This window comes from Burkholderia sp. AU16482 (genome assembly GCF_002223285.1).
GTDB lineage: Bacteria > Pseudomonadota > Gammaproteobacteria > Burkholderiales > Burkholderiaceae > Burkholderia > Burkholderia semiarida.
This window is the reverse complement of record NZ_NKEY01000008.1, coordinates 186,754-199,889: the sequence shown is the minus strand read 5'-3', so window position 1 is coordinate 199,889 and position 13,136 is coordinate 186,754. Positions and strand designations below refer to the sequence as shown.

At 66.8% G+C, this 13,136-nt stretch carries 10 protein-coding genes; 4 read left to right on the top strand and 6 right to left on the bottom strand.

Features of this window, described 5'->3' with window-relative positions; all coding sequences use genetic code 11:
• Nucleotides 1-50: 50 nt before the first annotated feature.
• The gene (locus tag CFB35_RS30355) at nt 51-2,036 is read right to left on the bottom strand and encodes a gamma-glutamyltransferase family protein (protein ID WP_089466003.1); all 1,986 of its coding nucleotides are present in this window, start codon (nt 2,034-2,036) and stop codon (nt 51-53) included.
• A 607-nt stretch (nt 2,037-2,643) separates the two neighbouring features.
• Between CFB35_RS30355 and CFB35_RS30350 the strand changes: the two genes are divergently transcribed.
• Complete coding sequence (locus CFB35_RS30350; RefSeq protein WP_089466002.1) at nt 2,644-3,579, top strand: tyrosine-type recombinase/integrase; 936 nt, start codon at nt 2,644-2,646, stop codon at nt 3,577-3,579.
• Between the two features lie 39 nt (nt 3,580-3,618).
• On the opposite strand, the gene CFB35_RS30345 is transcribed toward CFB35_RS30350, so the two are convergent.
• The 3 genes from CFB35_RS30345 to CFB35_RS30335 form a co-directional block, all read right to left on the bottom strand.
• Entirely contained in the window at nt 3,619-4,098 is a 480-nt protein-coding gene (locus CFB35_RS30345) for an RES family NAD+ phosphorylase (RefSeq protein WP_089466001.1), read from the bottom strand.
• Nucleotides 4,095-4,550, bottom strand: coding sequence for an antitoxin Xre/MbcA/ParS toxin-binding domain-containing protein (locus CFB35_RS30340; protein WP_006480981.1), 456 nt, complete (start codon nt 4,548-4,550; stop codon nt 4,095-4,097). Before CFB35_RS30340 ends, CFB35_RS30345 begins: the two co-directional genes overlap by 4 nt.
• Nucleotides 4,551-4,893: 343 nt before the next feature.
• Complete coding sequence (locus tag CFB35_RS30335) at nt 4,894-5,535, bottom strand: HD domain-containing protein (protein WP_059579583.1); 642 nt, start codon at nt 5,533-5,535, stop codon at nt 4,894-4,896.
• A gap of 172 nt (nt 5,536-5,707) precedes the next feature.
• Between CFB35_RS30335 and CFB35_RS30330 the strand changes: the two genes are divergently transcribed.
• From CFB35_RS30330 to CFB35_RS30315, 3 genes are all read left to right on the top strand, one after another.
• On the top strand, nt 5,708-6,673 hold the full coding sequence (locus tag CFB35_RS30330) for a GlxA family transcriptional regulator (RefSeq protein WP_089466000.1): 966 nt from the start codon (nt 5,708-5,710) through the stop codon (nt 6,671-6,673).
• A 287-nt stretch (nt 6,674-6,960) separates the two neighbouring features.
• Nucleotides 6,961-7,272: a DUF4148 domain-containing protein gene (locus CFB35_RS30320; RefSeq protein WP_060317460.1), complete on the top strand. Its 312-nt coding sequence runs from the start codon at nt 6,961-6,963 to the stop codon at nt 7,270-7,272.
• Nucleotides 7,273-7,557: 285 nt separating this feature from the next.
• Complete coding sequence (locus CFB35_RS30315) at nt 7,558-8,271, top strand: dienelactone hydrolase family protein (RefSeq protein ID WP_059579575.1); 714 nt, start codon at nt 7,558-7,560, stop codon at nt 8,269-8,271.
• Nucleotides 8,272-8,403: 132 nt separating this feature from the next.
• Here CFB35_RS30315 and CFB35_RS30310 read toward each other — a convergent pair whose 3' ends face one another.
• Nucleotides 8,404-9,933 (bottom strand): efflux transporter outer membrane subunit, encoded by a 1,530-nt coding sequence (locus CFB35_RS30310; RefSeq protein WP_089465998.1) that lies wholly within the window; start codon nt 9,931-9,933, stop codon nt 8,404-8,406.
• A 2-nt stretch (nt 9,934-9,935) separates the two neighbouring features.
• Nucleotides 9,936-13,127, bottom strand: coding sequence for an efflux RND transporter permease subunit (locus CFB35_RS30305; RefSeq protein ID WP_089465997.1), 3,192 nt, complete (start codon nt 13,125-13,127; stop codon nt 9,936-9,938).
• Nucleotides 13,128-13,136: the final 9 nt, after the last annotated feature.

Sequence of the window (13,136 nt, the reverse complement as noted above, 5' to 3'; positions counted from 1 at the left end):
CACGGCCCGGCCGCTAACGAGCGGACCGGCGCCGTGCGTGCGCTGCCCGGCTACGGCCGGAACGTATCGCCGAGCACGATGCCTTCGCGACGCGGATCGGTGCCGCCCTGCAACGCGGGCGACTGGCCGACCGTCACCCGCATCACCGTGTTGACGCCGCTCGCCTGCGCGGACGTCGATACCTTGTGCCCGAGCGCGAGCAGCCCCGTGATCAGCGGATCGTTCGCGCCGTTGTTCGCCGGGTTGACGTTCGGATGCTCGCCGCCGATCGTGGTCGTCGGGCTGTTGCTCGCGCCGAAATCGACGAGCCCCGCCGACTGCTGCGCATCGAGCCCCCAGTCGAGCGCGCCGACCAGCGTCTTGACCACGTATTGCGGAATCGTGCCGCCGCCCGGCGAACCGGTCGCCATCACGAAGTCGCCGCGCGAGCCGTCGGCAGCCTGCCCGAACACGATCGTCGGCGCCATCGAGCTGCGCGGCCGCTTGCCCGGCTGCAGGCGGTTCGCGACCGGATTGCCGGACGTGTCGAGCGGGTTCGCGGAGAAGTCGGTCAACTGGTTGTTCAGCAGGAAGCCGTTGGTCATGTGAAACGAGCCCATGCTCGATTCGACCGTCGTCGTCGCGCTCAGCACGTTGCCGTCGCCATCCACGATCGTGAACTGGTTCGTGCCGTGCTCGATCAGCGTCGTGTCGACGCCGAGCGGCACGGCACCGAGATTGCCGGGCTGCGCGGTGCCCATGCTCTTGGCCGGGTCGATCAGCGCCGCGCGCGATTTCAGGTACGGCTTGTTCAGCAACGTGTTCCACGTGCCGCCCGGCAGCGGCACGAAGTCGGTATCGGCCACGTACTTGTCGCGGTCGGCATACGCGAGCCGTTCGGCTTCGGTAATGAGATGAACGCCCGCGACGGTCGGCTTGCCGCCTTCGAGATCGATCGCCGTCGGTTTCAGCGACTTCAGGTCATAGTTCTCGAGGATGCCGAGCGCCGATGCGACCGCGATGCCGCCCGACGACGGCGGCGGCATCCCGCAAACCCAGTAACTGCGATAGGTCGTGCACACCGGGTCGCGGCGCTTCGCCTGATATGCGGCAAGGTCGGCGACGGTCGTCTTGCCCGGCGTGAGCGTCGAGCCGTCCGCGCCCTTCGTCGCGGCGATCTTCGCGACGATGTCCTGCGCGATCTGCCCCGTATACAGCGCATTCGCGCCCGACTGCGCCATCAGCGACAGCGTGCGCGCGTAGGCCGGATTCTTCAGAACGGTGCCGAGCGTCTTCGGCGAACCATCGGCGTTCAGGAAATACGCGGCGGCTTCGGGGTCGCGCTTCAGGTTCGCGGCATTCGCGGCGATCGCGTCGGCCAGCCGGCCGCCGATCGGGAAACCGTTGGTCGCGAGCGTAATCGCATCGCCGAACAGGCTCTGCCATGGCAAGCGGCCGTGATCCTGTTGCAGCGCCTCGATGAGCCGCGGCACGCCGATCGTGCCGATCGAGCGGCCGCTCGCGCGCGCGCTCGGCAGCGGCGCCGAATGATCGGTGGCGTCATCGACGTAGCGCAGGTAGTTCTCGGTCGCGGCGGCCGGCGCGGTTTCGCGGCCGTCGTATGCCTGCAGCGTCTTGCCGCGCGCATCGTAGTAGAGCAGCACGCCGCCCGAGCCGAGGCCCGTCGCCTCGGGCACCGTCAGGCCGAGCACGGCCTGCACGGCGACCGCCGCGTCAGCGGCCGTGCCGCCCTTCTTCAACACCGCGCAACCGGCCGCGCTCGCGTACGCGTTCGACGTTGCCACGAGGTACGTTTTCGCATAGACGGGCTTCATCCCGGTGCGATAGCCCGACGACGCTTCCGGCAGCGACGGGTCGCCCGGCTGGTTCGAGCCCACCACGACCGTCGCGCCGCTGTTGTCGACCGCGAGGCAGCTCGCATCGGCGGAAGGCGCGGTCGTGCGGGCCGCCTCGTTCTCGACGTCGCCGCCACAGGCGGTCAGCAGGGCTGCCGCGAGCAACGCGGACGCATACGGAAAAATCGCTGTTCTGTGCATTGTCTGCCGATGTTCCTGTCGATCGTTGCGATGGGCATCCTGTTGCCGGCAACCGCCTCGGTGCCCGGGCAACGTGTTCGATACTCGCACGGACAAAATTTTTCCGGCAATAGGGAAATCACGTCACGCAGCCGAAAGTTGTGTACGCAACGTCACCGAACCGGCATGCGGTTTTGCCTGCTGCATCGCAATGCGGCTTACATCGCGACGCAAATGGCGTTCGCCGTGCTCGCGCGGCCGGGCAGGCAAGCCCACGCCGGCGCGGCTGCGGCGCCTTCGCCCGACGCGCGGCAGCAGCGCCATTGCGCACGCTGCCCGCGCTTGACGACGCCTGCGTTCTTGCCTGAAGCTCGGCTTCCTCGCACGGCTGGTCGCGTTCATGCCGGCCGGCGGCTAATGGTCAGGAATCCGGATATCGATGCAATGGAACCGCGTACCGGATACGTTCCGCGTCTTCATCACGCTGTTGCGCGTGCTCGTTCGCCTGACGATGAACGATGACGACATCGACGGCACGCGTACCGCGGCCTGACGGGTCGGCATCGCCGCGCTCCGCCCTGGCATCCGGACGATTGCCGGCGTCACCGCGTCCGGCTATAAAACGGAGATGGACACGACTCGCTGGATTCACGACCCCGTCGGCGCGTTTCGCGCCTGGCAGGAAACCACTGCGGCCGGCGCCGGCCGCCGGCCGTTCGCGCCGCGCTCGGTCGTGCAGCACGTCGCGATGTTCGAGCGATTCCTGCGCCACCTGAGCGCACATCGCGTGTCGCTCGCGACATTCGGGCCCGACCACGTCGCAGCCTTCCTCGCCGAACTCGACCGCACCTGCGCGCCCGGCACGTCGACGCGCGTGCGCTATGCGAAGCTGATCGACCGGCTCGGCCGGCATCTGGTCGACACCGATGTGCGGACGATCCATCCGGCCGGCCGATCGACGCGCGATCTCGCATGGCCGGACGGCGAGCCCGAGCCCTGCTACCTGCCGCCCGATGCCGACGCGGCGCTGCAGCGTCATGTGCAGCCTCGAGCGAACGACACGCCGGCCGACTGCCGGAATCGCGCGATCGTCGCGCTGCTGCTCGCGAGCGGCATCACGTCGGCCGAGATCCGCGCGGCGACAGGCGATGCACTCGATCTCGACGCGCGGCCAGCGGCATTGTCGGTGCCGCGCGATCGCGCGCGGCCGGCGCGCCGGATCGCGCTCGCCGCGTTCGCGGTGGCGCCGCTCGCCGCATGGCGCGCGCACTCGACCGACGTGCCGCCGTCGGCGCGGCTGTTTCCCGCGCCGCGCGGGGGAGCGATGAACGACATGTTCCTGCTGCTGGTCGTACGTGACGCGCTGAACGCGATCGGCTTTCGCGCAGCGGACATGAGCCCGCGCATACTCCGCAATACCTATGCGCGCCGCCAGTTGCTCGCCGGCCACGCGCATGCCGATGTCACGGCGATGCTCGGCCTCGCCAGCATGCGAACGGTCACGCGCATCCGGCAGACGCTGCCGCCCGATGCGGCCGCGGATCGCGCCGCTCACGAGCGCTGAACGCGCGCCGCCGGCGCGGATCGTGTTCCTCCCGGTTCGCTATTCGCCCGGCCTCGACTGGACCAGCCGCAGAATCCGCGTGTCGTACGGCGCTTGCATCACTTCCGCGATACGGATACTGGACGCGGCTGGATGCAGCGGATTCAACAGGAAGTTATGGGCGTGCGGCACGACGACGCTCGGCACGCGCAGCAGCGCGCTCGGCTGCGTGTGCAGCCACTCGGTGCCGGCGCTGCGGGTCCAGTCGACGTTCGTTCGCCAGTCCTCTAGCGCATCGCCTTCGGCGATTTCGGCCACGTCCACGGAATCGGGCACCTCGATACGCAGCAACTGGTAGCCGCTCGGCAATTGCGCGACGGTCGCGATTTCGAAATGAACCAGCGTCTCGAGCAACGCGAGCGCCGGATGCTCGGCGAGATACACGACCGGCTGCCCGGCGAAATGCCAGCGCCCACCGGCCCGCAACCCGCCGACGCCTTTCAGGTCGGCGTAATTGCTGATCCGCCACAGCGTCGTCAAGCGAAATACCCCTCGTCGATCTGCGTGAGGGCCTCTTCGACGAGCCGCGCGCCATGCTCGGTGCTCGCCATGTCGAGCGACGTGCGGCCGCCGAAGCGCTGGAGCCCGTTGCGCAGCCACGCCATCGCCTTGTCCTGGTCGCCGAACGTGGCCGTCGCCTGCGCGACGATGCGCGCGAGACGAATCGCCTTGTCCGACTCTTCCGGCGACAGGCGTTCGTGCGCCTGGCGACGATGGCTCAGCGTGCGGCGCGGGATGATGAAGGCCAGCTCGTCCGATTTCAGCCCGCGCTCGGACAGGCGATCGATCACCGACACGTCGACGCGCGCGCTCGCCAGTTCGGCCAGATCCGCGCCCGAGCGAACGCGGATCGCCAGCAGCTGTTCGAGAATCGTGAATTCGGCCTGACGCGGATGGGCGACGCCCGAAGGATGAAAAGCGATGGTGCTCATGACCTGTCTCCGGCAATTTGCCCAACCATTATAGGCGTTTTGCCGGATGCTTGCGGACGGCCGAGCATCGGGGTTTGCCCGTCGGGCTGGCAGGCCGGTATTCGGGGACACGCGAATCGGAGATTCGCCTCGGAGAGCGGGTACACAAATTCAGTATATAAAATTCACGTCCCTGATTACCCGAAGTTGTCACGTAACAATTTTCCGCCGGTAATACGCGAGTCGAACGAACGCCCCTTGTCCCCCGGGTCCGGCCAAGGCCGCGAGGGTGGCGTCGGCGCCGAATGCGCCGTACGCCCGGCAGTCGATCAACGTCGGCCGAGGCGCGGCCACCCTCCCCCGCTCAGCCGGCCCATGCGGACGCCCGAATCACGCTGCAGAAGTTGCCCGCACGGAAATGCGGATCCTTGTCCGCGAGCACGTCGGCCTTTACGTTGCCGAACGTCGTGCCGGGCTTGTGCTTGATGCCGTCGTAGAACGCCTGAATGATGTCTTCCTTGAAATGCGGCGTGCGCGGATGCGCGCGCACGACCGCTTCCCGCTCGACGTCGCTGTATTCCGGGTAAGCGAGGCCCAGTACGTCCATTTCGACGCCCGCCGTGACCAGCGCGACGACAGGATGCATGTGTTGCGGAATGCCGGGCGTGGTATGCAGTGCGATCGACGTCCACACGACGTCGATGTCCTGTTGCGATATCCCGTGGCCCTTCAGAAAATCGCGGGCGGCATTGGCACCGTCCACTTCAAAGCGCTCGCATGCGCTGCTGTGCCGGTGCGTGAGCCCCATGTCATGGAACATGCAGCCGCAATAGAGCAGCTCGGGATCGTAGTCGAGCCCGCGGCGCCGGCCCGCCAGCGCCGCGAAATAAAACACGCGGCTCGAGTGATGGAACAACAGCTCGGACTCGGTATCGCGCACGAGTTCGGTAATCTCGCGCGTCAGTCGCGTAGCGGGAAGGGTAATGCCGGCAACACTCACAGTCATGGTCGACCTCCGTGGAAGATACCCTCGATTCTCCGGAGTCCGACGTATGTCTTAAATAGACATGTCACGACAAATTCTGCCATTTTGCGCGATCGACGGACACGACGCCTGCACGGCGAATGCGGCGCCCCTATACTGCTGCGCATCACGTTCGATACAACACGCAACGATCATGCCGAAGGTCGTAGGTATTTTCGCCGTTCCGGGCGTTCAGCTGCTCGACGTCTCCGCGCCGCTCGACGTGTTCGCGCAGGCGAACGCCGAATGCGGGAAACCGTTCTATGCGTTGCGGATCATCGCGGCCGGGCCAGGCCCGATCCGCAGTTCGTCCGGTGCGCGGTTGCTGCCCGACTGGATCGCGCCCGACATCCCCGAGCGCATCGACACGCTGCTGGTCGCCGGCGCGCCGAACGCCGGCCAGATCGCGCTGCGCACCGACCTCCTCGCGTGGCTGCGCGCGGCGGCCGTGCAAAGCAGGCGCTACGGCTCGATCTGCACCGGCGCGTTCCTCCTCGCGGCCACCGGCCTGCTGAAAGGGCGTCACCTGACCACGCACTGGGCCGCTGCCGACGCGCTCGCGCAGGCGTATCCGTCGCTCGCGGTCGACGCCGACGCGCTGTACGTGCGCGACGGCAAGCTGCGCACCGGCGCCGGCGTCACGGCCGGGCTGGATCTGGCGCTCGCACTGGTCGAGGAAGATCTCGGCCGCGAGATCGCGCGGCGGGTCGCCGCGCAACTGGTGATGTTCTTCAAGCGCCCGGGCGGGCAGCTCCAGTTCAGCCGCAAGGGCGAAGCGCGCCCCGCCGGGCGTTCGGTGTTGCAGGAGGTCCAGCGCTGGATCGCGGCGCATCCCGAACTCGAGCATTCGGTGGCCGAGATGGCGAAGCATGCGGGCATGAGCGCGCGCCATTTCGCGCGGTTGTTCCGCGCGGAGGTCGGCATGACGCCGGCCGCGTGGGTTGAGGTGACGCGCATCTCGGCCGCCCGCCGGTTGCTCGAGAACGGCCACGACACGCCGAAGCAGGTCGCCGGGAAATGCGGCTTCGCGAACGTCGATACGCTCAGGCGAGCGTTTACCCGGCATGTCGGCATCACGCCGGCCGAATACCGGAAACGGCAGGCGACCCTGGCGGCGTGATGCGAAACGGGCAATGCCGACGGCCCCGCAAAAATAATTCGGAATGCGATTCAACTGCCCCTCTCGCATCTGTCGCGCCGATCGACTCGATCGCCCCCGAAGGCCCCGCTCGTGCTCCGGCACGCCCGCAATATTCAGACGAAACGCCATGCCGCGCGAATCGTTTACCCAGTTGCAATAATGATTCGCTGCAACGCGTATTTCCGACCGGTAACGCGATCGTTACGATGCAATCAACCGCTGAACGCAACGAGCGAAGCGCGAAATCAACAGAACCGGAGGTCACCATGAAGTCGTTCATCACCGCTGTCGTCGCCGCAACTGCCCTGTCCGCGTCGTACGGCGCATTCGCGCAATCGAACCCGTCGGGCTCGCTCACGCGTGCCCAGGTGCGTGCGGAACTCGTTCAGCTCGAACAGGCCGGCTACAAGCCCGAAGCATCCGATCCGTATTACCCGCGTGCACTGCAGGCCGCCCAGGCCCGCGTGACGAACGCCGATGAAACCGGCTACGGCGCGCAAGCAGCCGCCGGCGCGCGTGCCGGCCGCGCGATCGCGGTCAAGCAGGAAGGCCGCGACTCGATCTATTTCGGCCAGTAAGCCGGATACGCGCCCGCGTATTCACGGCGTACTCGCGCCGTATTCCGATACGCACGTCGTACACGCGACACCCCGCTCCCGTTCACCGGGGCGGGGTGTTTGCTTTCCGGTCGTCCGCTTCCGTCCCCCGGTCGCGCGACGCGGTACCGTTCACGCAGGCGTCCGGTGTTTGCGCATAGAATGGCCCGTGGTCGGCGCCGGCCGGAATGAACGCGAGCGGTATCACGACGCCCGCTGGCCGGCCCGATGTCGCACTCGGCGCATTTTTCGAAAAGGAGCGGTTTCATGTCTCAAACATCCGGTTCCACGATCACGTTTCGCCGCCCGGACGGTCAGGAGCTGCAGGGCTATCTCGCCACGCCGGCACGGACCGAAGGCGCGCCCGCGGTCGTCGTCATCCAGGAATGGTGGGGGTTGAACGACCAGATCCGCGGCGTCGCGGATCGTCTCGCGCGCTGCGGTTACTTCGCGCTCGTGCCCGACCTGTATCGCGGCAAGTCGACCGTCGAGGAGGAAGAAGCACACCACTTGATGACCGGCCTCGATTTCGGCGACGCCGCGTCGCAGGACATTCCCGGCGCGGTCGCGTACCTGAAGACGCTCGCGCCGCGTGTCGCGGTGACGGGCTACTGCATGGGCGGCGCCCTCACGCTGCTGTCGCTGCAGTATGCCGAAGCCGACGCCGGCGTCACGTGGTACGGTCTGCCGCCGCTCGACTACCTCGACCCGGCCAAGCTCAAGGTGCCGCTGATGGGCCACTGGGCGACGCAGGATGCGTTCTTCACGATCGACCAGGTCGACGCACTGGAAAAGAAGCTGACCGATGCGAACGTCGGTTTCGAATTCCACCGCTATCTCGCGCACCATGCGTTCGCGAACGAGACGGCCGTCGGCCCCGGCCGCATCGCCGGCACGCAGTTCGATCCGGTGTGGTCGCAGATGGCGTGGGATCGCACGCTCACGTTCTTCGGCCGGACACTCTGGACGAAGCAAGCGTAACGTCATGCCGCGCCTCGCACGGGCGACGGTACACAAGACAACGCCACGGACTTTCGTCCGTGGCGTTCTCGTTTCCGCATACAGCCGGTTCGACACGCAAGCGCGGCGAACCGCGCTCGCCCTTCTCCATGCTTACCCGTTCGCCGCTGCCGACGCAGGCGCCGGCGCGGCCGCCTTGTCGTAGTCGACGAATGCATCGGGCGCGCGCGGCGCTTCGCCGGCACGCTGGATCCACCCGCCGCCGAGCGCGCGGTACAGATCGACCAGGTTCGTCCAGCGGGCCAGACGCGCGCTGATCAGCGACTGCTGCGCCGAGTACAGATCCGTCTGCGCGGTCAGCACCGACAGGTAGCTGTCGACGCCGTTCTTGTACCGCAGGTCCGACAGGTCGAAGCGCCGCTGCTGCGCGTGCTCGTTGCGCTCGAGCGCCGCGATCTGCTGGTCGTACGTGCCGCGTGCGGCGAGGCCGTCCGCCACTTCGCGGAACGCCGACTGGATCGCCTTCTCGTAGTTCGCGATCTCGATGCGCTTCTGCACGTTCGCGAGATTCAGGTTCGCGATGTTCTGCCCGCCTTCGAAGATCGGCATCGTGATCTGCGGCGCGAACGACCATGCGGCCGTGCCGGCCTTGAACAGACCGCCGAGCGTCGGGCTGCCGGTGCCGAACGCACCCGTCAGCGAGATACGCGGGAAGAATGCCGCGCGCGCCGCGCCGATGTTCGCGTTGGCAGCCAGCAGCGTCTGCTCGGCCTGCATCACGTCCGGACGACGCGTGAGCAGATCCGACGGAAGGCCTGCCGGCACGTCCGTCAGCAGATTCTGCGCGTCGAGCGGCATGCCCGCCGGCAGGTCGTCCGGCAGCGGCTCGCCGATCAGCAGCACCAGCGCGTTCAGCGCCTGCGCACGCGCACGTGCCTGCGCCTGCTGGTTCGCAAGCGCCGTCTCGACCACCGTCTGCGCCTGACGCAGCTCGAGCTCGGAGCCCGTGCCGTTGTCGAACTGCAGCTTCGTCAGGTCGTAGGACGCCTGCGCGGTCTTCAGCGTGTTCTCGGTGACCTTCAGCAGATCGTCGGTCGACAGCAGCGTCAGGTACTGGTCAGCCACCTGCGACACCAGCGAGATTTCCGATGCCTGCCGGGCATACGACGTCGACAGGTACTGCGCGAGCGCCTGGTCCTTCAGGCTCTGCACGCGGCCGAACAGGTCGAGCTCCCACGACGCCGAGAGCCCGACGTTGTAGTTGCGCGAGATCAGCGGCTGGCCCGTCTGCGATAGGCCCTGCGGGAAACGCTGGATGCTGCCCGTGCCCGTGCCGTCGAGCGACGGGAACAGCCCCGCGCGCGTGATCTGGTACTGCGCGCGCGCCGCCTCGATGTTCAGCACCGACACGCGCAGGTCGCGGTTGTTGTTCAGCGCGATCTCGATCAGCCGCTGCAGGCGCGGATCGACGAAGAACTCGCGCCAGCCGATGGCGGTCGCAGCTTGCCCGTTCGCGCTGCGCGCGCCGGCCGCGCCCGGCTGCGTCGCGTAGACGCCGCCGGCCGGGTACGCCTGCGCGACGGGCGCGTCGGGCCGCTTGTAATGCGGCGCCATCGTGCAGCCGGCGGCAAACAGCGCGGCAGCCAGTGCGACCGCGGTTGCGGTCAAAGCATGTTTTCGCATCGTTACTGCCCCTTCGAATCGTGTGCGTCGTCGTGACCGCGCTGCAGGTCGCCCTGCACGAGACGCCATGCGTCGTCGACGTTTTCGGTCTCGCCGCTGAAGATCGCGCGAACCCGCACGAAGAACATCGGGATCATGAAAATGGCGAGGAACGTCGCCGTGATCATCCCGCCGATCACGCCCGTGCCGATCGCGTGCTGGCTCGCCGAGCCCGCGCCGTTGCTGATCGCGAGCGGCAGCACGCCCAGCATGAACGCGAGCGATGTCATCAGGATCGGACGCAGCCGCAGGCGCGCCGCCTCGATCGCCGCGCGCACCGGCCCCATGTTCCCGCCCGCCTGCAGCTCGCGCGCGAACTCGACGATCAGGATCGCGTTCTTCGCGGACAGGCCTACCGTGGTCAGCAGGCCGACCTGGAAGAACACGTCGTTCTCGAGGCCGCGCAGCATCGTCGCGAGCAGCGCGCCGACCACGCCGAGCGGCACGACCATGATCACCGAGAACGGGATCGACCAGCTTTCATACAGCGCCGCGAGACACAGGAACACGACGAGGATCGAGATCGCGTACAGGATCGGCGCCTGCGAACCGGACTGGATTTCCTGGAACGACAGCCCCGTCCACGAATAGCCGATGCCTTCCGGCAGCTTGCTCGCGAGCGCTTCCATCGCGGCCATCGCCTGGCCGGTCGACTTGCCTTCCGCGGCCTGCCCCTGGATCTCGATCGACGACACGCCGTTGTAACGCTCGAGCTTCGGCGACCCGTAGATCCAGTGGCCGCTCGAGAACGCGCTGAATGGCACCATCCCACCCGAGCTGTTGCGCACGTACCAGATGTTCATGTCCTCCGGCGTCATCCGGAACGGCGCGTCCGATTGTACGTACACCTTCTTGATCCGGCCGTCGGTATCGAGGAAGTTGTTCACGTACTGCGACGCCCATGCGATCGAGAACGTCTGGTCGATCGCCGCGGCCGTCACGCCGAGCGCGTTCGCCTTCTCGCGATCGATGTCGACCTTGTACTGCGGCGTATCGTTCAGGCCGTTCGGGCGCACCAGCGCCAACGCCGGATCCTTCGCGGCCATCCCGAGCAACTGGCCGCGCGCGGCCATCAGCGCTTCGTGACCGAGGCCGGCGTTGTCCGTCAGCTCGAAGTCGAAGCCGGCGGCCGTGCCGAGTTCGGGAATCGACGGCGGGTTGAACGGAATCACCATCGCGTCCTTGTACGTCGAATAGTGCGCGAAGGTCCGGCCGATCAGCGCCTGCACCTTCCGGTCCGAACGCTGGCGCTGCTCGTACGGTTTCAGCTTCACGAACACGAGGCCGGCGTTCTGGCCGCGGCCCGCGAAGCTGAAGCCGTTGACCGTGAACACCGAGTCGACCACATCCTTCTCCGCGGTGGTCAGGTACGTGTTGATGTTGTCGAGCGTCCTGCCGGTCGTTTCCTGCGTGGAGCCGGACGGCGTCTGCACGATCATGAACATGTAGCCCTGGTCTTCATCGGGCAGGAACGACTTCGGCAGGCGCGCGAACATCACGCCGACCGCGAGGAACACGGCGAGGTAGATCACGAGCCAGCGGCCCGAGCGCCGAATCACGTGGTTCACGCCGCTCGTGTAGCGATCCCGGCTGCGATCGAAAGTCCGGTTGAACCAGCCGAAGAAACCCTTCTTCTCTTCGTGATGCCCCTTCTCGATCGGCTTCAGGATCGTCGCGCACAGCGCCGGCGTAAGAATCAACGCGACCAGCACCGACAGCACCATCGCCGACACGATCGTCAGCGAGAACTGACGATAGATCGCGCCGACCGAGCCCCCCGAGAACGCGACCGGCACGAACACCGCCGACAGCACGAGCGCCACGCCGACGAGTGCGCCGGTGATCTGCCCCATCGCCTTGCGGGTCGCCTCCTTCGGCGACAACCCCTCCTCGGCCATCACCCGCTCGACGTTCTCGACCACCACGATCGCATCGTCGACCAGCAGGCCGATCGCGAGCACGAGGCCGAACATCGACAGCGTGTTGATCGAAAAGCCGACGATACCCATGATCGCGAACGTGCCGAGCAGCACGACCGGCACCGCGATCGTCGGGATGATCGTCGCCCGCAGGTTCTGCAGGAACAGGTACATCACGAGGAACACGAGCACGATGCCCTCGATCAGCGTCTTGACCACTTCCTCGATCGACAGGCGCACGAACGGCGTCGTGTCGTACGGGTAGTGCACGACGAGACCATGCGGGAAGTACTTCGACAGCTCGTCGATCTTGGCCCGCAGCGCGTTCGCGGTCGCCAGCGCATTCGCGCCGGTCGCGAGCTGGATACCGAGGCCGGCCGTCGGCTGTCCCATGTACTTCGTGTCGAACGTGTAGTTCTCCGAACCCAGCGCCGCACGGCCGACGTCCTTCAGGCGAACCTGCGAGCCGTCCTGGTTGACCTTCAGCAGGATGTTGCCGAACTGCTCGGGCGTGCGCAGCAGCGTCGATTCGGTGATCGTCGCCTGCAGCACGGTGCCCGGCTTCGCCGGCGTGCCGCCGATCTGGCCGCCCGCGATCTGCACGTTCTGCTGCGTGATCGCGGCCGTCACGTCGGTCGGCGTGAGGCTGTAGTTGGTCAGCTTGACGGGGTCGAGCCAGATCCGCATCGAGAACTGCGAACCGAGCAGCAGCGTCTGGCCGACGCCGTTCACGCGGCTCAGCGGGTCGAGCACGTGCGACGCCACGTAGTTCGTCAGATCCTCCTTCGACATCCGGCCGTCCTCGGAGTTGAACGCGAACCACATCAGCCAGTTGCTGCTGGATTTCGTGACCTGCATGCCGAGCTGCTGCACGACCTGGGGCAGGTTCGGCGTCGCGAGCGACAGCTTGTTCTGCACCTGCACCTGCGCGACGTCCGGGTTCGTGCCCGGCGAGAAGGTCAGCGTGATCGTCGCGTTGCCCGAATCGTCGCTCGTCGACGACATGTACAGGAAGTTGTCGAGCCCGCTCATCTGCTGCTCGATCACCTGCGTGACCGTATCTTCCACGGTCTTCGCGGAAGCGCCAGGATAGTTCGCCTGGATCTGGATCGTCGGCGGTGCGATCGTCGGATACTGCGCAATCGGCATCTTGAAGATCGATGCGACGCCGGCCAGCATCAGCACGATCGCGATCACCCACGCGAAGATCGGGCGATCGATAAAGAACTTGGCCATGAAACGGAC

Excerpts from the sequence above, each read along its gene's own strand:
- CFB35_RS30355 (WP_089466003.1), bottom strand. The coding sequence starts at position 2,036 with ATGCACAGAACAGCGATTTTTCCGTATGCGTCCGCGTTGCTCGCGGCA.
- CFB35_RS30350 (WP_089466002.1), top strand. The coding sequence starts at position 2,644 with ATGGACACGACTCGCTGGATTCACGACCCCGTCGGCGCGTTTCGCGCC.
- CFB35_RS30340 (WP_006480981.1), bottom strand. The coding sequence starts at position 4,550 with ATGAGCACCATCGCTTTTCATCCTTCGGGCGTCGCCCATCCGCGTCAG.
- CFB35_RS30335 (WP_059579583.1), bottom strand. The coding sequence starts at position 5,535 with ATGACTGTGAGTGTTGCCGGCATTACCCTTCCCGCTACGCGACTGACG.
- CFB35_RS30330 (WP_089466000.1), top strand. The coding sequence starts at position 5,708 with ATGCCGAAGGTCGTAGGTATTTTCGCCGTTCCGGGCGTTCAGCTGCTC.
- CFB35_RS30320 (WP_060317460.1), top strand. The coding sequence starts at position 6,961 with ATGAAGTCGTTCATCACCGCTGTCGTCGCCGCAACTGCCCTGTCCGCG.
- CFB35_RS30315 (WP_059579575.1), top strand. The coding sequence starts at position 7,558 with ATGTCTCAAACATCCGGTTCCACGATCACGTTTCGCCGCCCGGACGGT.
- CFB35_RS30310 (WP_089465998.1), bottom strand. The coding sequence starts at position 9,933 with ATGCGAAAACATGCTTTGACCGCAACCGCGGTCGCACTGGCTGCCGCG.
- CFB35_RS30305 (WP_089465997.1), bottom strand. The coding sequence starts at position 13,127 with ATGGCCAAGTTCTTTATCGATCGCCCGATCTTCGCGTGGGTGATCGCG.